18 protein-coding genes are annotated in these 22,823 nt (G+C 70.5%); 9 read left to right on the top strand and 9 right to left on the bottom strand.

Translation table 11 applies throughout. The features are described from left to right. Nucleotides 1-111: 111 nt before the first annotated feature. Complete coding sequence (locus EES42_RS19565) at nt 112-786, bottom strand: Crp/Fnr family transcriptional regulator (protein ID WP_014046869.1); 675 nt, start codon at nt 784-786, stop codon at nt 112-114. A 364-nt stretch (nt 787-1,150) separates the two neighbouring features. Here EES42_RS19565 and nth point away from each other — a divergent pair, with 364 nt between their 5' ends. The 3 genes from nth (at nt 1,151) to EES42_RS19550 (ending at nt 4,240) form a co-directional block, all read left to right on the top strand. Beyond that, nucleotides 1,151-1,945 carry an endonuclease III gene (gene nth, locus EES42_RS19560; protein WP_323138579.1) on the top strand — a complete coding sequence of 265 codons (795 nt, stop codon included), beginning with the start codon at nt 1,151-1,153 and terminating at the stop codon, nt 1,943-1,945. A 338-nt stretch (nt 1,946-2,283) separates the two neighbouring features. Beyond that, a complete protein-coding gene (locus EES42_RS19555; protein ID WP_241196527.1) occupies nt 2,284-2,946 on the top strand; it encodes an NUDIX hydrolase in 663 nt (220 codons plus the stop codon). Nucleotides 2,947-3,034: 88 nt separating this feature from the next. Further along, nucleotides 3,035-4,240 (top strand): MarP family serine protease, encoded by a 1,206-nt coding sequence (locus EES42_RS19550; protein ID WP_124719556.1) that lies wholly within the window; start codon nt 3,035-3,037, stop codon nt 4,238-4,240. A 139-nt stretch (nt 4,241-4,379) separates the two neighbouring features. On the opposite strand, the gene EES42_RS46225 is transcribed toward EES42_RS19550, so the two are convergent. From EES42_RS46225 to EES42_RS19520, 6 genes are all read right to left on the bottom strand, one after another. Continuing rightward, nucleotides 4,380-4,583 (bottom strand): hypothetical protein, encoded by a 204-nt coding sequence (locus tag EES42_RS46225; protein ID WP_124719555.1) that lies wholly within the window; start codon nt 4,581-4,583, stop codon nt 4,380-4,382. Nucleotides 4,584-4,689: 106 nt separating this feature from the next. Then, nucleotides 4,690-5,844: an alpha/beta fold hydrolase gene (locus EES42_RS19540; RefSeq protein WP_124719554.1), complete on the bottom strand. Its 1,155-nt coding sequence runs from the start codon at nt 5,842-5,844 to the stop codon at nt 4,690-4,692. Beyond that, nucleotides 5,841-6,374, bottom strand: a complete 534-nt coding sequence (locus EES42_RS19535) for a phage holin family protein (RefSeq protein ID WP_124719553.1) — start codon at nt 6,372-6,374, stop codon at nt 5,841-5,843. Before EES42_RS19535 ends, EES42_RS19540 begins: the two co-directional genes overlap by 4 nt. Nucleotides 6,375-6,421: 47 nt before the next feature. Continuing rightward, nucleotides 6,422-7,828, bottom strand: coding sequence for a Na+/H+ antiporter NhaA (gene nhaA, locus EES42_RS19530; protein ID WP_124719552.1), 1,407 nt, complete (start codon nt 7,826-7,828; stop codon nt 6,422-6,424). A gap of 241 nt (nt 7,829-8,069) precedes the next feature. Continuing rightward, entirely contained in the window at nt 8,070-10,067 is a 1,998-nt protein-coding gene (acs, locus tag EES42_RS19525) for an acetate--CoA ligase (protein WP_124719551.1), read from the bottom strand. Between the two features lie 226 nt (nt 10,068-10,293). Then, complete coding sequence (locus EES42_RS19520; protein ID WP_124719550.1) at nt 10,294-13,038, bottom strand: SulP family inorganic anion transporter; 2,745 nt, start codon at nt 13,036-13,038, stop codon at nt 10,294-10,296. 286 nt (nt 13,039-13,324) lie between these two features. On the opposite strand from EES42_RS19520, the gene EES42_RS19515 reads away from it, so the two are divergent. Further along, a complete protein-coding gene (locus tag EES42_RS19515; protein WP_241196526.1) occupies nt 13,325-14,746 on the top strand; it encodes a polysaccharide deacetylase family protein in 1,422 nt (473 codons plus the stop codon). 220 nt (nt 14,747-14,966) lie between these two features. On the opposite strand, the gene EES42_RS19510 is transcribed toward EES42_RS19515, so the two are convergent. Further along, a complete protein-coding gene (locus EES42_RS19510) occupies nt 14,967-15,962 on the bottom strand; it encodes an ATP-binding protein (RefSeq protein ID WP_124719549.1) in 996 nt (331 codons plus the stop codon). A 102-nt stretch (nt 15,963-16,064) separates the two neighbouring features. Between EES42_RS19510 and EES42_RS19505 the strand changes: the two genes are divergently transcribed. After that, nucleotides 16,065-16,889: a Fic family protein gene (locus tag EES42_RS19505; protein WP_124719548.1), complete on the top strand. Its 825-nt coding sequence runs from the start codon at nt 16,065-16,067 to the stop codon at nt 16,887-16,889. A gap of 615 nt (nt 16,890-17,504) precedes the next feature. On the opposite strand, the gene EES42_RS19500 is transcribed toward EES42_RS19505, so the two are convergent. Continuing rightward, nucleotides 17,505-18,341: an HAD family hydrolase gene (locus tag EES42_RS19500; protein ID WP_124719547.1), complete on the bottom strand. Its 837-nt coding sequence runs from the start codon at nt 18,339-18,341 to the stop codon at nt 17,505-17,507. Nucleotides 18,342-18,907: 566 nt separating this feature from the next. Between EES42_RS19500 and ssd the strand changes: the two genes are divergently transcribed. The 4 genes from ssd to EES42_RS19480 are packed head-to-tail and all read left to right on the top strand — an operon-like array spanning nt 18,908 to nt 22,801. Further along, nucleotides 18,908-19,969, top strand: coding sequence for a septum site-determining protein Ssd (ssd, locus tag EES42_RS19495; protein ID WP_241196525.1), 1,062 nt, complete (start codon nt 18,908-18,910; stop codon nt 19,967-19,969). Continuing rightward, nucleotides 19,966-21,114: a TadA family conjugal transfer-associated ATPase gene (locus tag EES42_RS19490; protein ID WP_124719545.1), complete on the top strand. Its 1,149-nt coding sequence runs from the start codon at nt 19,966-19,968 to the stop codon at nt 21,112-21,114. Before ssd ends, EES42_RS19490 begins: the two co-directional genes overlap by 4 nt. A 14-nt stretch (nt 21,115-21,128) precedes the next feature. Then, nucleotides 21,129-21,992, top strand: coding sequence for a type II secretion system F family protein (locus tag EES42_RS19485; RefSeq protein ID WP_124719544.1), 864 nt, complete (start codon nt 21,129-21,131; stop codon nt 21,990-21,992). Further along, on the top strand, nt 21,989-22,801 hold the full coding sequence (locus EES42_RS19480) for a type II secretion system F family protein (protein ID WP_124719543.1): 813 nt from the start codon (nt 21,989-21,991) through the stop codon (nt 22,799-22,801). Before EES42_RS19485 ends, EES42_RS19480 begins: the two co-directional genes overlap by 4 nt. The last annotated feature ends 22 nt before the right edge of the window (nt 22,802-22,823 follow it).

Raw genomic sequence — 22,823 nt, 5'->3', positions numbered from 1 at the left:
GACTCGGGCCGCCGTACGCGGGCGCGGGCGGGGCGGGAACGCGGCAAGGCCCCGCCGGGTGGTGGCGGGGCCTTGCGTACGGGTACCGATGAGGCCGGGGCCCCGGTCCGGCTAGCGGGACCGCTTGGCCAGGCGCTCCACGTCCAGCAGGATCACGGCGCGCGCCTCCAGGCGCAGCCAGCCGCGTCCGGCGAAGTCGGCGAGTGCCTTGTTGACCGTCTCGCGGGAGGCGCCGACCAGCTGGGCCAGCTCTTCCTGCGTCAGGTCGTGGACGACGTGGATGCCTTCCTCGGACTGGACGCCGAAGCGGCGCGACAGGTCGAGAAGGGCGCGGGCGACGCGGCCCGGTACGTCGGAGAAGACCAGGTCGGACATCTGGTCGTTGGTCTTGCGCAGGCGGCGGGCGACGGCGCGCAGCAGGGCCGTGGCCACCTCGGGGCGGGCGTTCAGCCAGGGCTGGAGGTCGCCGTGGCCGAGGCCGAGGAGCTTGACCTCGGTCAGCGCGGTCGCGGTGGCGGTGCGGGGGCCCGGGTCGAAGAGCGACAGCTCACCGATCAGCTCGCCGGGGCCGAGTACCGCCAGCATGTTCTCGCGCCCGTCGGGGGAGGTGCGGTGGAGCTTCACCTTGCCCTCGGTGACCACGTAGAGGCGGTCGCCCGGGTCGCCCTCATGGAAGAGCGCGTCGCCGCGTGCGAGGGTCACCTCACTCATCGAGGCGCGGAGCTCCGCGGCCTGCTCATCATCGAGCGCCGCGAAAAGCGGGGCGCGCCGCAGAACGTCGTCCACGAGTTCTCTCCTTGTCGGCCTGTTCAGGGAACCGTGGTCCCCATCATGCCGGACGGTAAAACAGTGCGATCGATCACAAACCAGTTTGACGCACGGGCGTGCCCAATCGTGCGGCAGGGGGCCGATTGGGGGCGGATACACGGTGACGGGCGCAGATGTCAGCGCGTGGCTCTAGGCTGGCCGGGTGTCCAAATCGCCGGTGAGAGCGCAGGCCAAGGGGGCTGATGGGGTGTCGGAGGGCCGTGATTCCGCTGTGGGCGAACAGGGTGCGATTCGCCCGGAAAAAGCGACAAAACGCTCCACGAGGAAGTCGGTGGAGAGGCCGGTGGGCAAGTCGGCACGAAAGCCGGCCGCGAAGGCGACGGTGAAGGCCGCGGCAGGGTCGGGATGGAAGCCGGAGTCGCGTCTGGCGATGGTGCGCCGTGCCCGCAAGATCAACCGCGAGCTCGCCGAGCTGTACCCGTACGCCCATCCCGAGCTGGATTTCCGTAACCCTTTCGAGCTCCTGGTCGCCACGGTCCTCTCCGCCCAGACCACCGATCTGAGGGTCAACCAGACCACTCCCGCACTCTTCGCCGCCTACCCCACCCCCGAGGACATGGCCGCCGCCGTCCCCGAGGAGATGGAGGAGCTCATCCGGCCGACCGGATTCTTCCGGGCCAAGACCAAGTCGCTGATAGGCCTCTCCGCGGCGCTCAGGGACAACTACGGCGGTGAGGTACCGGGCCGGCTCGCCGATCTCGTCAAGCTTCCGGGGGTCGGCCGCAAGACCGCCAACGTCGTTCTCGGCAATGCGTTCGGCGTCCCCGGGATCACCGTCGACACACACTTCGGCCGTCTGGTCCGCCGCTGGAAGTGGACCGAGCAGGAGGACCCGGAGAAGGTCGAGGCCGAGATCGCCGCGATCTTCCCCAAGAGCGAGTGGACGATGCTCTCGCACCGGGTCGTCTTCCACGGCCGCCGCATCTGCCATGCCCGTAAGCCCGCCTGCGGCGCCTGCCCGATCGCCCCGCTCTGCCCGGCGTACGGCGAGGGCGAGACGGACCCCGAAAAGGCCAGGAAGCTGCTGAAGTACGAGATGGGCGGTCAGCCGGGCCAGCGGCTGAGCCCGCCCGCCGACTACCCGGGCAGGCCCGCTCCGGCCCTCGGGGCGGGCTGACGCCCGGCACCGGCCGCAGGGCGGCCGGGACGGCCGGAACGGCAGGGGTGACCGGAGCGGCCGGAACGAAATGCGTGATGACAGGCGTTGTGAAACGAGGGGTGCCTATGAAGACGCACGAAAAGAGCACGGACACGCCAGCCGCTCCCGCGGCTGCGGACCAGACAGCGACCGGCACCGCAGCCGCAAGACCCACCGCACCCGTCGCGGGAAGCCAGGAAGCGGGAAACCCGGCAGCGGGAAACCGGGCAGTGACAGGCCCTGCGGCGGTCAGCCCCGCGGCGGCGGTCGCGGCGGCCGCGGCCACGGCCACGACCGCCGCCGATGAGGACGCCGCGATCACCGTCACGACCGAGGGGCTGCCCACCTGGCTCGACCCCGTGGCCAGCGCAGCGCGGACCATCGAGCCCGACCAGCTCAGCCGCTTCCTGCCGCCGGAGAGCGGTGCCGGGCGGCAGTCCGCCGTGCTCGTACTGTTCGGCGAGGGCGAGCGCGGCCCCGAGCTGCTCCTCATGGAGCGATCCGGAAGCCTGCGTTCCCACGCCGGGCAGCCGTCCTTCCCCGGTGGCTCCCTGGACCCGGAAGACGGCGACCAGGCGACGACGGGGCCGCTCAGGGCCGCGCTGCGAGAGGCCAGGGAAGAGACCGGTCTCGATCCGCGAGGGGTCCAGCTCTTCGGTGTGCTGCCCCGGCTCTACATCCCCGTGAGCGGCTTCGTCGTGACGCCGGTCCTCGGCTGGTGGCGCTCGCCGAGTCCGGTCGGCGTCGTCGATCCGGGTGAGACGGCCCGGGTCTTCACCGTTCCCGTGGCGGATCTCACGGATCCGGCCAACCGCGCGACCGCGGTCCACCCGAGCGGCCACCGGGGTCCGGCATTTCTGGTCGAATCCGCCCTGGTCTGGGGATTCACGGCCGGGGTGATCGACCGGATTCTGCACTTCGCGGGCTGGGAACGCCCCTGGGACAGGGCCAAGCAGGTGCCGCTCGACTGGCGCGCATGACAGTCTGACTCCCGTGCTGCGCTGTCCGGCCCCGCCCGGAGCCAGCCGAAGGAACGGGCCCGGTGACGAATCTGCGAGGCTATAGACGGTGAACGTGCTGGACATCCTGCTGCTGGCCGGCGCCGTGTGGTTCGCGGTCATCGGCTACCGACAGGGGTTCGTCGTCGGCATCCTGTCGGTGATCGGGTTCCTGGGCGGCGGCCTCGTCGCCGTCTACCTGCTGCCGATCCTGTGGGACCAGCTGACGGACGGCTCCGAGGTCTCGTCGACGGCTGCCGTAGTCGCCGTCGTCATCGTGATCGTCTGCGCCTCGGTGGGCCAGGCGTTCACCACCCACCTGGGCAACAAGCTCCGCCGGTACATCACATGGTCGCCCGCGCGCGCCCTCGATGCCACCGGCGGCGCCCTGGTCAACGTCGTCGCGATGCTGCTGGTCGCCTGGCTGATCGGCTCCGCGCTGGCCGGCACCACGCTGCCGACGCTGGGCAAGGAGGTCCGCAGCTCCTCGGTCCTGCTCGGCATCTCCCGGGTGATGCCCACGCAGGCCTCCACCTGGTTCACGGACTTCTCCTCGGTCCTCGCGCAGAACGGCTTCCCGCAGGTCTTCAGCCCGTTCGCCAACGAGCCGATCACCGAGGTCAAGGCCCCGGATCCGGCGCTGGTGGGCAGCCCCGTCGCGGCCCGCGCCAAGAAGTCCATCGTCAAGGTCGTCGGCACGGCGCCGGGCTGCGGCAAGGTCCTCGAAGGCACCGGCTTCGTCTTCTCCGACCGCCGGGTGATGACCAACGCGCACGTCGTCGGAGGCGTCGACGAGCCGACCGTCCAGATCGGCGGCCAGGGCCGGGTGTACGACGCGAAGGTCGTCCTGTACGACTGGCGGCGCGACATCGCCGTGCTCGACGTACCGGACCTCGACGCGAAGCCGCTGCGGTTCGCCGGCCCCGACAGCGACGCCCGGACGGGGAACAGCGCCATTGTCGCGGGGTTCCCGGAGAACGGCTCGTACGACGTACGGGCGGCGCGGGTCCGGGGCCGTATCAACGCGGGCGGCCCGGACATCTACCACCGGGGCACCGTCCACCGCGATGTGTACTCGCTCTACGCGACGGTCCGCCAGGGCAACTCCGGCGGACCGCTGCTGACCCCGGCGGGCGAGGTGTACGGCGTGGTGTTCGCCAAGTCGCTCGACGACCCCGACACCGGCTACGCGCTGACGGCCGACGAGATCCGCCAGGACATCGCGCGCGGCCGCGCTGCCAACCAGCAGGTCGACAGCCAGGTGTGCGCGCTCTGAGTGCCCGCTGAGCGCCGGCCCGGGGCAGACAGGGCCCGGGCACGACGCGGCCCGTCGAAGCGCGGCCCGTCGAAGCCGGGAGAAGTGTGATGAAGTCCCGCCCGGCCGGTGAGTCTTCACCGGCCGACCGGGGCGGAGATCATCCGCGTGGATGGCGCAGCCGCGCCGAGACCCAGCGGGCCCTGCGGCGCAGAATGCGCGGAATACCGAGCTGGGGATCGTGCAGAACCTGCATATCGTGCACCCGGCCCTGGGGGCCGCCCCCCTCATGAGTGCTCGGACTCGCCGTGGCGGTCGAGCGGCGGTTGCGTGCTGCGTCACCGAAGTCGTGCGTCCAGCCCATACCGGGACGTCTGCCCGTGCCTCATGGTCGGTAACCGCCCATCCGTCAGCCAATTGGCCTATGCGCCGGGCAATTGGCCGTTCGACGGACAACTGTGCCCCGGTGGCTACCGGTCGGGCTCGGGATCCTTGAGCCAGTTGATGAGTTCGGCCGAGAACCCGTCCGGGTCCTCCTCGTGGGGGAAGTGTCCCAGACCGTCGAAAAGTCGCCAACGGTAGGGAGCTTCGACGTACTTGCCGGACCCCGCCGCGCTTCGGGTACGGATCGCCGGATCGAGTGAACCGTGCAGATGCAGAGTAGGTACCCGCACCGGCAGTTTCATCCGCCGGTTGAACTGGATGCCGTCCGGACGGGCCAGGGACCGCACCAGCCAGCGGTACGGCTCGATCGAGCAGTGCGCCGTCGACGGGATGCACATCGCGCGCCGGTAGACGTCCACCGTCGCCTCGTCGGGGAACTCCGGGGTCCGGGGGCCCGCCCACTCGTGGATCAGCCGGCCGACCAACGCCGCGTCATCCGCGACGAGCTGACGTTCCGGCACCCACGGCCGCTGGAAGCCCCAGATGTACGAGCCGGCCCGGGACTGAGCGAAGTCGGAGAGCATCGAGGAACGCCAGCGGCGCGGATGCGGCATCGAGGAGACCACGAGGCGGCGCACCAGCTTCGGACGCATCACCGCGGCGGTCCAGGCGAGGTATCCGCCCATGTCGTGGCCGACCAGGGCCGCGTCCGGTTCGCCGAGCGAGCGGATCACGCCGGTGATGTCCAGCGCCAGGTTGGCGGGGTCGTAACCCCGGGGCGTGCGGTCGCTGCCGCCGACCCCGCGCAGGTCCATCGCCACGGCCCGGAAGCCGGCGTCGGCCAGCGCGGTGAGCTGGTGGCGCCAGGTCCACCAGAACTGCGGGAAGCCGTGCAGCAGCAGCACCAGCGGCCCCTCGCCGAGCTCGGCGATATGGAAACGGGCGCCGTTGGCCGCCACGTCGCGGTGGGTCCAGGGCCCGTCGATCCGCACGGGCCCGCCGGCGCCGGCCGGGGCGGGTGAGTCGGCTGGTGCGGGCGAGTCGCTCGGGACGGGGGAGCCGGTCGTGCCGGGCGGGGTCGTTGGGCCGGTCGAGCCGGGTGAGCCCGCAGGGCCTGAGCTGCTGCCCGAGCCTGCCGGGCTGTCCGAGCCTGCCCGGTCGCCCCTGTCCGCAGGGGGTGCCTGACCTTCCGGGCCTACGGGGCCTACCGGGCCGAATGCGCTGGAATCGGGGACCGTCATGTGGACGAGCGTGCCACAGCGGAGGCCTTGTCCTGGACCGGAGCCTTCTCCATGGCCTTGCCCGTCAGCGTGCTGCCCGAGGCGGCCGGAAAGCTCGTCCCCGCCGTGACGGCGGGCCTCGGGTGCGGCTTGACGCCCTGCAGCACGGCCGCCGTCTGCTTCGCCGAGGCGATGGACTTCTCCGGCGGCTTGACCTTCTTGATCTTGGCGACGGCGAACAGTGCGAGCAGCAGCGCCAGCATGATGAAGGCAAGACCCACGATCCCGAAGCACCAGGCGAGGCCGAGTCCCGTGGTGTGGATCCAGTAGGCGGCTCCGAAGCTCAGCACGGGGACCGCGAACAGAGCCAGCACGCCCGCGACGATGAACGCCACACTGCCGATGACGCCGCGCTTGACGTCCTGCCGTACCTCGGCCTTGGCCAGGGCGATCTCGTCGTGCACCAGTGCGGACATCTCCGCCGTCGCCGAGGCGACCAGCTGCCCGAGACTGCGGTCGGCGCTGCCCGCGTTGTTGCCGGGGTCGCTCATCCCTGACTCCCTCTCCAGTCCTGCTGCTGAACACATCTGGTGTCAGATCATGCCGGACTGTCCGGCTCGTTGCTCGCCGCCCCCGCCAGTTGGGCAAGGCGGCGGTGCTCGGCCGCCTTCTTCTCGTAGATCGCGGCCATCCGCAGGTGGTACGCCGGGTCGTCCTGTTCGTAGATGTCGGGCACCCCGTCCTGGTCCTCGTCGAGCTCCTCCGCCTCGTGCAGCTCGCGGTGCCTGCGTACACGGAGCTTGAGCAGTACGCCGGAGAACACGGCGGCCGTCAGGGAGCCGATCAGCACGGCTGCCTTGATCTCGTTGATCGTTTCCTCGTTGCCGACGAAGGCCAGCTCGCCGATGAGCAGCGAGACGGTGAAACCGATGCCGGCGAGTGAGGCGACCGCGAAGACATCGGCCCAGGCCAGCTCCTTGTTCAGCTCCGCCTTGGTGAACCGGGTGGCCAGCCACGTACCGCCGAAGATGCCCACGGTCTTGCCGACGACGAGGCCCAGGACGACACCGAGCGTCTCGGGCCGGGTGAAGACGTCCGCCAGCGCGCCGCCGGAGAGGGAGACCCCGGCCGAGAAGAGGGCGAACAGCGGCACGGCGAGACCGGCCGACAGCGGGCGGATCAGGTGCTCGATGTGCTCGCCGGGCGAGTGGTTCTCGCCCTCCCGCCGGGTGCAGCGGAGCATCAGGCCCATGGCGACGCCGGCGATCGTGGCGTGGATGCCGCTGTTGTACATCAGGCCCCAGATGACCAGGGCGAGCGGTATGTAGATGTACCAGCCGCGCACGTTCCTGCGCAGCAGCAGATAGAAGACGGCCAGGCCGATGAAGGCGCCGATCAGCGCCGTGAAGTTGATCTGCTCGGTGAAGAAGACCGCGATGATCAGGATCGCGAAGAGGTCGTCGACGACGGCGAGGGTCAGCAGGAAGGCGCGCAGCGCGTTCGGCAGCGAGGTGCCGATGACCGCGAGGACGGCGAGCGCGAAGGCGATGTCGGTGGCGGTGGGGACGGCCCAGCCGTCCGTCGAACCTCCGCCGACCACGTTCACCAGCGTGTAGACGACGGCCGGAACCGCCATTCCGCACAGCGCGGCGACGACCGGGAGGGCGGCCGCCCTGGGGTCGCGCAGTTCGCCCGCGACCAGTTCCCGCTTGAGTTCGACGCCTGCGACGAAGAAGAAGATCGCGAGCAGCCCGTCAGCTGCCCAGTGCGCCACGGAGAGGTTGAGACCCAGCGAATCCGGCCCGAAGTGGAAGTTGCTGACCGAGGCGTAGCCGGAGCCGAAGGTGTTTGCCCACACCAGCGCGGCAACCGCGGCGACCAGCAGGATCACGCCGCCCACGGTCTCGGTGCGCAGGGCCTCCGCGAGGTAGTTCCGCTCGGGGAGGGAAAGCCGTCCGAGCAGGGTGCGGCGGGGCGAAGGGGGTGCGGGGGTGGGCGCGGCCACGAGTGGAGACCTCCGGGTCGGTACGGCAGCGATGGCATGGCTGATGCACTTGCCGACCAGACTTCCCGGCACACCCTGTGGAGATTTCTTATTGCTTTGTTGACGCGTCTGCCACTGTACCCGGGGTGCGCGGGGATCTATGCGGTGATCTTCACCTTAGATGCCCGAGGGGCACCCGGCGCGTTGCCGGATGCCCCTCGGGGACGTGCTTCCGTGTCTGCCGGATCAGTTCTCTACCGGATCAGTCCTCGGAGGAGGACGACGGCAGCTGGGTCTGGATGAGATCCATGACCGAGGAGTCGGTCAGCGTCGTCACGTCGCCCAGCTCGCGGTTCTCGGCGACGTCACGCAGCAGGCGCCGCATGATCTTGCCGGAGCGGGTCTTCGGCAGTTCGGCGACCGGCAGGATCCGCTTCGGCTTGGCGATCGGGCCGAGCGTGGCACCGACGTGGTTGCGCAGCTCCGCGACCAGCTCGTCGGAGGGCTCGGCCGTACCGCGCAGGATCACGAACGCGACGATGGACTGGCCGGTCGTCTCGTCGGCGGCGCCGACCACGGCCGCCTCGGCGACCGAGGGGTGCGACACGAGCGCCGACTCGACCTCGGTGGTCGAGATGTTGTGCCCGGACACGAGCATCACGTCGTCGACCCGGCCGAGCAGCCAGATGTCGCCGTCCTCGTCCTTCTTGGCACCGTCACCCGCGAAGTACTTGCCCTCGAAGCGCGACCAGTAGGTGTCGATGAATCGCTGGTCGTCGCCCCAGATGGTGCGGAGCATCGACGGCCACGGCTCGGTGAGGACGAGGTAGCCGCCCCCGCCGTTGGGAACCTCGTTGGCCTCGTCGTCGACGACAGTGGCCGCGATACCGGGCAGGGCGCGCTGGGCGCTGCCCGGCTTGGTCTCCGTCACGCCCGGCAGCGGCGCGATCATCATCGCGCCGGTCTCGGTCTGCCACCAGGTGTCCACGATCGGGCACTTGTCGGCGCCGATGTGCTTGCGGTACCACATCCACGCCTCGGGGTTGATCGGCTCACCGACCGAACCGAGGACCCGGAGACTGCTCAGGTCGAACTTGGCGGGGATGTCGTCACCCCACTTCATGAACGTACGGATCGCGGTCGGCGCGGTGTAGAGGATCGTGACGCCGTACTTCTGCACGATCTCCCAGAAACGCCCCTGGTGCGGGGAGTCGGGCGTGCCCTCGTACATGACCTGCGTCGCGCCGTTGGCCAGCGGGCCGTAGACGATGTACGAGTGGCCGGTCACCCAGCCGATGTCGGCGGTGCACCAGAAGACATCGGTCTCCGGCTTGAGGTCGAAGACCGCGTTGTGGGTGTACGCCGCCTGCGTGAGGTAGCCGCCGGACGTGTGCAGGATGCCCTTCGGCTTACCCGTCGTGCCGGAGGTGTAGAGGATGAAGAGCGGCTGCTCCGCCTCGAAGGCCTCGGGGGTGTGCTCGGCGGACTGCCGGCCGGTGATCTCGTGCCACCAGACGTCGCGGCCGTCGGTCCACGCGGTGTCCTGGCCGGTGCGCCGGACCACGAGGACGTGCTCGACGCTGTCGATACGGGAGACGGCGTCGTCCACGGCGGGCTTCAGCGCGGACGGCTTGCCCCGGCGGTAGCCGCCGTCGGCGGTGATGACGACCTTGGCGTCCGCGTCCTGGATGCGGGCGGCGATGGCGTCGGCGGAGAAGCCGCCGAAGACCACCGAGTGGGCGGCGCCGATGCGGGCGCAGGCCAGCATCGCGATGGCGGCCTCGGGGATCATCGGCAGATAGACGGCGACCCGGTCGCCCTTGCCGACACCGAGCTCGATGAGCGCGTTGGCGGCGCGGGAGACCTCGTCCTTGAGCTGTGCGTAGGTGATGGCGCGGCTGTCGCCGGGCTCGCCCTCGAAGTGGATGGCGACCCGGTCGCCGTTGCCCGCCTCGACATGGCGGTCCACGCAGTTGTACGCGACGTTGAGCTTGCCGTCCGCGAACCACTTCGCGAAGGGCGGGTTGCTCCAGTCGAGCGTCTCGGTCGGCTCCGTGGCCCAGGTCAGGCGACGGGCCTGCTCGGCCCAGAAGCCCAGCCGGTCCGCCTCGGCCTGCTCGTACGCCTCCGCCTTGACGTTGGCGTTCGCGGCCAGATCGGCAGGCGGTGCGAACCGCCGCTCCTCACGAAGCAGATTGGCCAAGCTTTCGTTGCTCACGACATCTCCCATTCCCAGGGTGTCCGTTGTGTCCCGGGGCATAGCTCATCAGGCCAAAGGCCGGGTGACAAGTGTCTGCCCGGAATTGGTTTAGACCTGTGTCTCGTGTATGGAGACACGGCCCCGCATCCACGTGCGGCGCGACGCGGTACGGCGCAGTGCGGGGAGCTGTGCAATGCGCCGCAGAGCGGCACGGAGCGGTGCAATGCGCCGCGCAGCAGCGCGGAGGCAGGACCACAAGGTCTCACGGACCGGGGGCGAACGAGGTTCAGACGCCGGTGCGTTCCAACTCGCCGGAGCCGGGAGCGTCGCCGGGGTCCACTCGGTCGAAGACCTCGTCGAGCTCCAGCCCGCTGCTCGCGCCCTCGGTCAGCAGATAGGCCTGGGCCTCGCCCACGTGGAAGTACATGCCGTGCAGTCGGATCGTGCCTTCGGCGAGCCGCCGAGCCACCGATTCGTGTGCCCGCAGATGGTCCAACTGCTGGACCACGTTGGTGAGGCAGAGCTGCTCCAGCGCATCGGCCGGCAGCCGCCCGGAGATCCGGGCCCAGGCGTGGTGCCGGGACGCCATCCGCTCCAGGCTGGGCAGCCCGTGTCTCAGCCACCGCCACAGGGACGTGGGCGGAGCCTCCCGGTCCGGTTCGCCGCCGAGCAGCGCCTGCATCGCTCCGCAGCCGGAATGCCCGCAGATGGTGATGGACTCCACCTTCAGTACATCCACCGCGTACTCGATCGCCGCGCCCACCGAGTGGTCCCCGGATTCGGCGTCCGGCAGGGGCACCAGATTGCCGATGTTCCGCACGGTGAACAGGTCGCCGGGGCCGCTCGCCGTGATCATGCTGGTGACGAGGCGGGAGTCGGCGCAGGTGATGAAGAGCTGGGACGGGCGCTGCCCCTCGATGGCCAGACGGGCCAGCTCGTCGCGCACCAGCGGAGCGGTGTTGCGCTGGAACGAACTCAGACCGCTGATCAGCCGATTGCCGCCGGCCAGTCGGGGGGCCTCGGGGGCCGGTGCGGGGGTGGGGGCGTTGTCCGGGCTGTCGATGGTCATGTCGTGGCTCGCGTCGTGGGATGCGGGGCGGTCGGCAGGGTGGTCGGCGGGACGGTTGGCGTCGCGGTCGGTGGGGCTGATGCGATCGGTGCTGCCGACGCTGCCGGTGTTGGCAGTGCTGCCGGTATGGGCAGCACGGCGGATGCGGCCGGTGGACCGTTTGCCGAGGGCAGGGCCGGGGGCGAGGTCATGGCTCGTTTCCGGCACACGGCCGGGCTCGTCGTGGCAGTGGTGGTTGCGCCACGGAGTCCAGGGGCGGCAACAGGAGTGCGCCGCCGAGGCGGGCTCGGCGATCCGGCCGCCGGACCTGCCGGTGAACACGACCCTGCCGCCATGGGCGGTCTGGGCGGTGCTCCAGCCCTGGATCGCCTCGTACGCCGCGTGGTCCATGAAGAAGCCGTCCAGTTCGACGACGGCGTCCCCGCCCTGGGGCAGTTGGCCGAGCGTACGGCTGAGCCGGGGCACCGCGAGGAACGTCAACTGGCCTCGTACGACGACCAGATGCCGGCCGCCCTGATCGGTGACCGTGATCCTGGTCCGGGCCAGCCGGTGCAGGGCGACCGTCACCGCCACCGCGATGCCGATGGCCACGCCCTTGAGCACGCCGAAGAGGACCACGCCGGTGATCGTCGCCCCGTACACCAGGAATTCGCGGTGCTTATGGACGTTGCGAATGTGGGCGAAACTCACCATCTGGATACCGACCATCATCACCAGCGCGGCGAGCGCGGCCAACGGGATCCACTCCAGCACGGTGACCAGCAGCCCGGTGGCGAGCAGCACCCAGACGCCGTGCAGCACGGTGGAGGCGCGACCGGTCGCCCCGGCGCGTACGTTCGCCGAGCTGCGCACCGCACCACCGGACACGGCCAGCCCGCCCACCAGTCCGGACAGCGTGTTGGCGATGCCCTGGGCGCGCAGCTCCCGGTCGAGATCGGAGCGTCTGGCGGGCAGGGCGAGGGACGCGGCCGGAGCCGATGTCCCGGACGGGAGTGCGAGTGCGAGTGCGGGCGTGGCCGATGTGGGCGGCGGCGCCGAGCCGGCCGCGGGCCGGGCGGCCGTCTGCCCGGCGGCACGGTCGGCCGACAGCTTGTCGACGGCCACCGCGGCGAGCAGCGACTCCAGGCTGGCCACCAGCATCACCGTGAACACGGCGGTGGCCAGGGCGAGTACGGGCCCGTGCGGCATTTCCGGCAGGGCGTGCGAGCGCCAGGACGGCAGATCGACCCGGGCGATACCGGGCGCGACGATCGCAGCCACCGTCGTAGCGGTCACCACCGCGGCGAGGGCAGCCGGAATCCGGCGTACGGATCTGCCGACCCGGCCCGGAATCCGGGGCCACAGGATCAGGACGGTGATGGTCAGCGTTCCGATGAGTGGGGCGGCAGGGCTCACCCGGCCCAACTGGTCGGGGAGCGCGAGGGCGTTGGCTACGGCTGAACTCTGCGGTGAGCCGCCGAGCACGATGTGCAGCTGGGCGAGCGCGATGGCCACACCGATACCAGCGAGGGTGCCGTGGACGATGGCGGGGCTGACGGCGAGGGCGCTGCGCGCCGCCCGCAGTGAGCCGAGCAGGATCTGGAGGAGTCCGGCGCCGATGGTGATCGCGCAGGTGGTGCGCCAGCCGTAGATCTGGATCAACTCGGCTGTGACGACGGTCAGTCCGGCGGACGGGCCGCTGACCTGGAGTGGGGTGCCGCCGAGCAGTCCGGCGACGATGCCGCCGATCGCGGCGGAGATGAGGCCGGCTTCCAGCGGGGCGTCCATGGCGACGGCGAGGCCGAGCGACATGGGGACGGCGAGCAGGAAGACCGTGATCGATGCGGACAGATCGGCGCCCGCGATACGGAATCGTCCACCGCGCGGTGGCGGCGGGCTGTGTGGTCGTTTGACTCCCGAGGCGCGTGGTGGACGCGAACTACGGGATGTGCGGTTGTGACGAGTGGGGACGCAAGCAGACATGTTCCCGTCTCCTCCGGGGCAGCGCGGTCGCGGAACGTGGGGACGCGGCCGTGGGTCACGGCGTGCAGCGGCGGGATTTCTCAACTCTCAGTAAACAGATCGTAATGGAGAGTAAAGACGTGCGTCCACACTTGCGATCAAATGGGCCATTCGGTCACCCATTGAAGTGAATAAGCATCTTTTTCTTTGGCATGTCGCATCGATCGCGGCCGGGCCGCGTGCGAACTTGACCGCGCCGTGTCGGCACTTCGACGCAAATTACCTGCAGGGAAGAGGTGGGCGGATGATGGCCGCCACGAGGAGAGTCGCCACGAGGAGAGTCGCCAGGAGAGCCGCCGCGAACGTCGATACGAAGAAGGCCGTCGCGAGGAGGGCCGCCGCCGGGCGGGTCGCCCTGGGTGTTGTGGCCGTCGCGCTGACCGCGGGAGTGGCCGGGTGCTCCTCCGGTTCCGGCGGAGATGTCGGGGCCGCCGGTCCGGGGGCGGCGGAGAAGGCCCCCGCCCCGAAGAAGAAGGTCCCCGGGGCCCCCAAGGCCCCCGCCGCGCCCGGCAGTGTCCTCCGGCTCATCGGCGACGGGTCCACCGCGTTCACCGGCAGCCAGCCGAAGCAGCCCGTGGCCAAGCGTCTGGCGCCGGGTCAGAAACCCCCGCAGTTCGTGGTGTTCTCGTGGGACGGTGCGGGTGAGGACAGCCAGAAGCTGTTCTCGCACTTCCGTGAGGTCGGCAAGAAGTACCACGCGAACATGACGTACTTCCTCAGCGGCGTGTACATGCTGCCGGAGGACAAGCGGGAGCTCTACGACCCGCCGAAGCACAACGCCGGCAGCTCCGACATCGGCTTCAACGACACCGAGGGAATCCGGGACACCATCACCCAGGTGCGCGGGGCCTGGGAGGACGGTGACGAGATCGGCACCCACTTCAACGGGCACTTCTGCGGCCCCGAGGGCGGCGTCGGAACCTGGTCCGTCGACCAGTGGAAGAGCGAGATCAGCCAGGCCAAGTCCTTCGTGAAGCACTGGAAGACCAACGACCCGGGCCTCGAAGAGGAGAAGCCGCTCCCCTTCGACTACGACAAGGAACTCATCGGCGGCCGAACCCCCTGCCTGGAAGGGCAGAAGAACATGGTGGCAGCGGCACGGACGATGGGTTTCCGCTACGACTCCAGTGGGGTCAACAACCAGGTCTGGCCGAAGAAGAAGGACGGCATCTGGGACCTCTCGATGCAGCTCGTGCCCGTGCCGGGCCGCGAGTTCGAGACCCTTTCGATGGACTACAACTTCATGTTCAACCAGTCCGGTACGACGACGCAGGGCGACCCGGACATGCACGAGTACTGGGGCAACCAGATGCGTGACGGCCTGCTCCAGGCATTCGACCGCTCGTACGACGGAAACCGCGCCCCGCTGATCATCGGCAACCACTTCGAGTCCTGGAACGGCGGTACGTACATGCGCGCCGTCGAGGACACCATCGCGACGGTCTGCACCAAGGAGGGCGTCCGCTGCGTTTCCTTCCGGCAGCTGGCCGACTGGCTGGACGCCCAGGACCCGGCGACGCTGGCGAAGCTCGGCACGCTCGATGTCGGCCAGGCGCCCGAGAAGGGATGGACCGCGTTCCTCGACGGAGCGGGAACTTCCGGAACCGGCCGGACCACGGGCGCCGGCAAGGCTCACGCGGGGCCCGGCGGGGACAAGTCCGGCCGCTGAGCCGTGCGGCCTTCGGGCATGGCCGGCGCGTCATGCGCCGGACCGGCCGGGCAGCGGGGCCGCGCGTCGAGCGCCGGACGGGTCGGGCAGCGGGGCCGCGCGTCGAGCGCCGGGCGGGTCGGGGACCCGTTCTTGTCCGGCGCTCGGGGAGGCGACGGCTCCCGCCGGGCGGAGTGAGTCCGTCCGGCGGGGCGCCGAGGGCCCGGCGGGGTACCGAGGTTCAGGCGGGCTGAGCGGCGCCGTCCTGCGCGTACCGCTCGTCGAGTACGAAGGCGGGGTCGACCTGGGCGGCCAGATCGGCGCCCGTCTTCTCGTTGCCCCAGCTCTCCGCGTTCTTCAGATGGAAATGGACCATCTGCTGCGTGTAGCGCTGCCAGTTCCGCTGCTCGTACGAGTCCTCGGCGGCGTTCTGCAACGCCTGCAGCGCCATCCGGTTGTCCGCCTCCAGCAGCTCGAAGCGAGCGGGGCGGCCCTTCTCCATCGAACGCACCCAGTCGGAGTGCCCGACGCTGACCAGCAGGTCGTCGCCCACCTCGGCACGCAGGAACTCCAGGTCGTCCTCGCCCTGCACCTTGTTGCCGATGACCTTCAGGGCGACCCCGAAGTCCCGTGCGTACTCCTTGTACTGGCGGTAGACCGAGACGCCCTTACGGGTCGGCTCCGCGACCAGGAACGTCATGTCGAAGCGGGTGAACATCCCCGAAGCGAAGGAGTCCGAACCCGCTGTCATGTCGACGACGACATAGTCGTCGGGGCCGTCGACGAGATGGTTCAGGCAGAGTTCGACCGCGCCGACCTTGGAGTGATAGCAGGCCACGCCCAGATCCGACTCGGTGAACGGCCCGGTGGCCATCAGCCGGATCTCCCCGTCGTCGAGCCGGACCGTGCGCGCGCACGCGTCGTAGATCGGGTTGTCCTCGCGGACCCGCAGCAGCCGCGAGCCCTCGCCCGGCGGAGTCGTCTTGATCATCGTCTCGCCGGAGGCGATGCGGGGATTGCTGCCGCGCAGATATTCCTTGATCAGAGGCAGGTGCGCTCCCATGGCGGGCAGCGCGGCGGCTTCCTGGTCATCGAGACCGAGCGCGGCCCCGAGGTGCTGGTTGATGTCGGCGTCCACCGCGACGACATGGGCTTCATTGGCTGCGAGGTGGCGGATGAAGAGCGAGGACAGCGTTGTCTTGCCGCTGCCGCCCTTCCCTACGAAAGCGATCTTCATGTTCACCTAGGGTAGCGGCGCGATCGCGTTCTGCTGTCACACTTCGTGAAGAAGGCCACTCCCGGGCGGTATCGGCGCGGTGGACGCGTAGCCTCGTTACCTATGAGTACGACTGCCTCTGACCCGCTCGCCGCCCTGGGCACCCTGCCCGGGGTCACCGACGCGGTGGACTCCGTACGCAAGGCCGTCGACCGGGTCTACGGTCACCGCGTCATGCGGCGCCGCAGCAATGAGGTCACCGCGGAAGCGGCACTTCGCGGTGCCCGTGGCTCGGCGGCGCTGTCGGGCGCCGACTGGAACCTGGAGGAGGTGCGCCGGCGTACCGACTTCAGCGGCGACGGCGAGGCGCACGTGATCGGGGCGGCCCTGCGGCTGACCGCCGAAGCGGGCCAACTGCTCTCCATCTGGCGGCAGTCACCGCTGCGGGTGCTGGCGAGGCTGCATCTGGTCGCGGCCGGCGGGGCGGCACCCGACGACGCCGTCGGACGGCCGAGGCTGGCGGGCGAGCCGGTGGACGAGCCACTGGTCGAGGCGCCGTTGCCGGACGCCGACGAGGTGGCCGGGCGGTTGGAGGGGCTTTCCGGGCTGATTCTTTCCGGCACTTCGGCGCCCGCGCTGGTGACCTCGGCGGTCGTGCACGGCGAACTGCTGGCCCTGCGTCCCTTCGGCTCGTACAACGGCCTGGTCGCGCGGACTGCCGAGCGGATCGTGCTGATCGGGAGCGGGCTCGACCCCAAGTCGATCTGTCCCACCGAGGTGGGCCATGCCGAGCAGGGGCGGGCGGCGTATGTCGCGGCGTTCGAGGGCTATCTGTCGGGGACGCCGGAGGGGATGGCGGCCTGGATCGCGCATTGCGGACGCTCCGTGGAACTGGGCGTCAGGGAGTCGACGGCGGTGTGCGAGGCGCTGCAGCGCGGCGCCGCGTAGAAACCCGTTCGTGCGGAAGTCGTTCAATGGGGAACGGCCGGCTCCCGGCCCTGGGCCGGGAGCTGTTCGGGCGCCGGTTTCGAGTTCGCCGGGCGCCGCTTTCGCGGTGTGCGTCGAGATAAATCCACCGAAGTAACTTCATCCCGGTAACTTCACGAATGTCTTCGCCGTGTCGACTTATCGCTTCGACTTGCCGCATTGGCTCACTGCGTCGGCTTCGCTGCCCGATTGGCTTCACTGCCCGGGAAAAGGGTTGCGGCGGTACCGTCCTCGGTACCGCCGCTGGCATGTCTACCCAGTTACCATGCGTCCTCGATATGTGCCCATCAGGTCGGGATGCTTTGCCCGTTCCCTGGTGCGGCTGGCCCGTAATCGACGGGTCGACGTCGCGTGGGTGCTCGGTTTTCATGCTCGGTCCGTGGGGCCGTCTCTGCGTTACAGGTAATCCTCTCGGATGTCCTTGGTCTCGCGGGCCGTTGAGTCATTTGTACTCCAGGGCCGGGGTGAGCGGTAGTGCTGGCCCCACTTCTTTACTTTTTGGTTCAATTACGGGCGAGTTGGATATTTCACACCGACCGTCGGCTCGGCGCCCCCGGACCGCCGCCCGGGGGTGCGTCAGGCGGATGCCGCGGTGCGACGGCGTGAGGTGTACCAGACCAGTCCCGCCGTGACGGCGGCCGCTCCCACCGCTGCCGCCGCGACCAAAGCTGGACGTGGCGGCAACGAGAACGCGGGCAGTCGCTGCTTGAGCCGGACCGGCCGGTCGAAGACGAGAATCGGCCACTCTCGGAGGGTCGCCTCACGCCGTAGGGCGCGATCCGGATTGACCGCGTGCGGCTGGCCGACCGACTCCAGCATCGGTACATCCGTGGCGGAGTCGCTGTAGGCGTAGCAGCGTGAGAGGTCGTACCCCTCCGACACCGCGAGGGCCTTGATCGCCTCGGCCTTCGTCGGCCCGTAGGCGTAGTACTCGACCTCGCCAGTGAAGCAGCCGTCGTCACCGACGACCATTCGGGTGGCGACGACCCGGTCGGCGCCGAGCAGCTCGCCGATCGGTTCGACGACCTCGGCGCCCGAGGTCGAAACGATCACCACATCGCGCCCGGCGGTGTGATGCTCCTCGATGAGCGTCGCCGCTTCGTCATAGATGATGGGGTCGATCAGCTCGTGCAGGGTCTCGGCGACGATTTCCTTCACTTGCTGGACGTTCCAGCCCTTGCAGAGTGCGGAGAGATATTCCCGCATCCGCTCCATCTGGTCGTGATCTGCACCCCCGGCAAGGAACACGAACTGTGCGTACGCAGTGCGCAGTACAGCGCGGCGGTTGATCAGTCCGCCTTGGTAGAAGGACTTGCTGAAGGTCAGCGTCGAAGACTTCGCAATGACCGTCTTGTCCAGGTCAAAGAAGGCGGCTGTGCGCGGCAAGAAGCGGTTTTCCACAAGGCAGAGCATAGGGGGACACCATTCGGCGTAAACTCTGGCGCGTGGGTTTGCCTGAGAAGGCTCTCGGGTACACCATGGAAGTCACGGATCGTTCGCGACCGTGCTAACCCGGTCCGGCTCCTCCCCCCCCGAGTCGGCCGTGGGGACGACCCCCGCTCTCCCCCCCGGCGGGGGTCGTCGCATGTCCGGACGCGTTTCTGTCGTTCGGAATCAAGCATTCCGCCCCCATTTCGATCGCGACGGCTCGCTTCTCGTTCCGTCCCCCACCACCATGACTCGTCACGGTGCGTAGCGGAAGTGCTGCACTCCGGAAGTCGCCGGTATGAGCGACGGAGATATTCACAACGGTGGAGTTGTCCACAGTTTTCGAGCAAGATCCACACGATTTTCCGAAGCGCTGCACGGTGATTCCAGCCGCGAAGTCCGCGGGTTGTGGAATCGCCGATCCCGGAACACTCCGAGATCACCGCGAACCGCGATGAAGGTGCAGTGAGAAGGGGGCGGAGATCGTGGCCGAGTCCATCGCACGGGATCCTCTGCCCGCCGCCGGAGGGCGGCGGGGCGGACCGCTGATCGTGACCGAGGATGTGGAACTGCTCGACGATCTGCTGCGGCTGTGTGCCGCCGCCGGAGCGGAACCGGAAGTTCATCACTCGCCGCCCGAAAACAGGGGCGGCTGGGAACAGGCGCCGATGGTTCTCGTGGGCGACGATGCCGCCCGGCGATGCCGAGGAGCGGTGCGCAGGCGGGGTGTGATGCTCGTCGGCCGGGACCAGGACACACCGGATGTCTGGCGCCGGGCCGTGGAGATCGGGGCCGAATATGTGCTGAGGCTGCCCGATGCGGAGGGCTGGCTCGTCGACCAGATCGCCAATGCGGCGGAGGGGGTGGGCCGGCCGGCGCTCACTGTGGGGGTGATCGGCGGCCGGGGCGGCTCGGGCGCGTCCACGCTGGCCTGTGCCCTCGCGGTGACGGCGGCCAGGGCGGGGCGGCGGACCATGCTGATCGACGGCGATCCGCTCGGCGGAGGCATCGACGTGCTGCTCGGGGGTGAACGGGCCGAGGGAATGCGATGGCCGGATTTCGCCCATTCTAAGGGGCGGGTCGGCGGGGGTGCGCTGGAGGAGTCACTGCCGGCGCTGCACGGGCTGCGGGTGCTCAGCTGGGGCCGCGACGACTGGGTGGTCATCCCGCCGCAGGCCATACAGGCCGTGCTGGCCGCCGCACGCAGGCTCGGCGGGGTGGTGGTCGTCGATCTGCCGCGCAGGGTCGACGAATCGGTGGCCGAGGCGCTCGCGCAGCTGGACCTCGGACTGCTGGTGGTCCCGGGGGAGCTTCGCGCGGTCGCGGCGGCCAAGCGTGTGGCGTCGATGGCCGGGATGATCCTGGGCGACCTGCGAGTCGTGTCCCGCGGGCCGTACGCGGCGGGCCTCGACGAGCGGTGGGTGGCACAGGCACTGAGGCTGCCGCTCGCCGGTGAACTCCCGCTCGACGCCGGGCTGCTGGCCGCTCAGGACGACGGTGCACCCCCGGGCGGCAGTGCGCGCGGTCCGCTGGCCAGGTTCTGCGCGGCGTTCTGGGAACGGGCGCTCGCCCCGGAGGGAGCGGGGGGACGCACCGGTGGGGGTGCGTCATGACGGAGACGCTGCTCGATGCCGTACGGCAGCGGCTCGCGCAGAGCGGCACCGCGCCGACACCGGCCGGGGTCGCGGCCGCGCTGCGGGCCCAGGGGCGGCTTCTCGGGGACGCCGAAGTGCTCGGTGCGGCCGCCGAGTTGCGCGGCGAGCTGGTCGGGATTGGTGTTCTGGAGCCCCTGCTCGCCGATCCTGGGGTCACGGATGTGCTGGTCTCCGCGCCGGACCGGGTGTGGGTGGACCGGGGCAGGGGCCTCGAACTCACCGGGGTGACCTTCACGGACGCCGCAGCGGTGCGCAGGCTGGCGCAGCGGCTGGCCGCCGTGGCGGGGCGGCGGCTGGACGACGCCCGCCCCTGGGTGGACGCGAGGCTGCCGGACGGCACCCGAATGCATGCCGTGCTTCCCCCGGTGTCCGTGGGCTCGACGTGCCTGTCGTTGCGGGTGGTTCGGCCCAGGGCCTTCTCACTGGCGGAGCTGGTCACTGCGGGGACGGTGCCACCGGGCGGTGACCGGGTGCTGCGGGCTCTGGTGGAGGCCCGGGTCTCGTACCTGATCAGCGGAGGTACGGGTGCCGGGAAGACGACGCTTCTGTCGAGTCTGCTGGGTGCGGTCGGGGAGCGGGAGCGCATCGTGCTCGCCGAGGACTCGGCGGAGTTACGGCCGGACCATCCGCATGTGGTGCGCCTGGAGTCGCGTCCTGCCAACCAGGAGGGTGCGGGCCGGGTGACCCTCCGGGACCTGGTGCGGCAGGCGCTGCGGATGCGGCCCGACCGGCTGGTGGTCGGAGAAGTGCGCGGCGCCGAGGTCACCGAGCTCCTGGCCGCGCTGAACACCGGCCATGAGGGCGGCTGCGGGACGGTTCACGCCAATGCGGCCGAGCACGTACCGGCCCGTCTTGAGGCCCTGGGGACGGCGGCGGGGCTGGACCGGACGGCGCTGCACAGCCAGTTGGCGGCCGCGCTGTCGGTGGTGGTCCATCTCGTACGGGACCGGGCCGGGCAGCGGCGGATCGCCGAGGTGCAGGTTCTGGAGCGGGACGCGGCAGGGCTGGTGGTGACCGTACCCGCGCTGCGCTGGGGCGCCGACGGATTCGTACGGGAGCGGGGCTGGGAGCGGCTGCGGTCGCTGATCGGGGGTGCGCTGTGACCGGTGGTGCGCCGATGGGGCTGTCGGCCGGCGTGAGTTGTGCGGTGGCCCTGTGTGCCGGGGTGGCCGCCTGGCTGGCTGCGGCGCAGGACCACGGGCGGCGGAGGGCCCGGGTGCTGTTCGTCGACGGGGCGGTCCGGCCGTCGCTGCGGGCGCGCTCGGAGCAGGCCGGGGTGTGGCTGCGGAAGTGGTCGGGGGAGCGGCGGGAGTGGCTGTGCGTCCCGGTGGCGCTGCTCGTCGCCGTGCTGGGGGAGTCGGTGCTGCCGCTGCTGGCCGGGGCGGCGGCCGTGCCGCTGGTGCGGAGGTGGCTGTGCGGGCGGGCCCTGGGCAAGGAGCGGGAGCGACGGGCGGCCGGGGTGGTGGCGCTGTGCGGTGCGGTCGTGGGCGAGCTGCGGGCCGGACACGAACCCGGGCAGGCGTTGCTGGTCGCTCTGCGTGGCACCGCGGTGATGGGGGCGGCCGAGGCCGGTGTGATCGCCGCGGCGCGGTTCGGTGGCGATGTGCCGGGGGCGCTGACGCAGGCGGCGCGGGAGCCGGGGCTGGACGGGCTCGCCGGGGTGGCGGCCTGCTGGCGGGTGGCGGTCGACGGCGGGGCCGGGCTCGCGGCGGGTCTGGACCGCCTGGAGGGCGCGTTGCGGGCCGAGCGGCGCAGACGGGAGGAGTTGCGGGCCCAACTGGCGGGCGCCTGGTCGACGGTGGCTGTGCTGGCGCTGCTTCCGGTGTTGGGCCTGGGGCTGGGCGCGGCGCTCGGGGCCGATCCGCTGCGGGTGTTGCTGCACACCCCGGCCGGGCTGACCTGTCTGGTGACGGGCGGACTGCTGGAGGCGGCCGGGCTCTGCTGGGCGGCCCGGATCGTACGGGCGGGGGAGGCGGCATGAGCGGGGTCGCCGGCGAAGCCGCTCATCGGGTGGCGGCAGTGTGCGCGGTACTGGGTGCGGTCGCTTGTCCGGCATTTGCCCTGGCAGGGCTCGGACGTAGGCGGGCGGTACGCCGCCGGGGCGCGGCACTGCTGGCGATGGGCGGGCCGGAACGCCGGCGCGGGCGCAGGGGTGGGCGCGGACGTACGGCGTTCGCTGCCCGGGTGAAGGAGTGGATCGCGCCGCTCGGCGTCGTGGCGGTGGGCTGGGTCCTGATCGGCGGCCTGCCGGGGTTCTTGGCGGGGCTGGCGGGAGCGTACGGCGCTTGGCGGTGGCAGCGGGGCCGACGCAGACCCGAACAAGGGGCAGGGCTCGCGGAGATGGCGGAGGCCGCACACCAGCTCCCGTTGGCTGCCGATCTGTTGGCGGCCTGTATCTCAGCCGGAGCCGGGCCCCGGGAGGCGGCCGAGGCGGTGGGGGAGTCGCTCGGCGGGCCGGTCGGCAGGTGTCTGGCACGGACAGCCGCGGAGATCCGTCTCGGTGGTGAACCTGCGGCGGCCTGGGGGCGGTTCGGGGATATGCCGGGTGCGAGCGCGCTGGCCCGGTGTCTGGAACGGGCGGGGTCGACCGGGGCTCCGGCGGCGGAGCCGGTCGCACGGCTGGCCGAGGCGATGCGGGCCGAACGTGCGAGTGCCGCCGTGGCCCGCGCCCAACGGGCGGGCGTTCTGATCACCGGTCCGGTCGGGCTCTGCTTTCTGCCCGCCTTCCTGGCGGTCGGAGTGGCACCCGTGGTGATCGGTCTGGCGACCGGACTGCTTAAGACCGCTTGACCGAAACAAGTAAGTAAATATC

The organism is Streptomyces sp. ADI95-17 (genome assembly GCF_003846175.1).
In the GTDB taxonomy this organism is placed as follows: Bacteria; Actinomycetota; Actinomycetes; order Streptomycetales; family Streptomycetaceae; genus Streptomyces; species Streptomyces sanglieri.
Note: the sequence above shows the minus strand (reverse complement) of the source record. Positions and strands in the feature narration are given on the sequence as shown.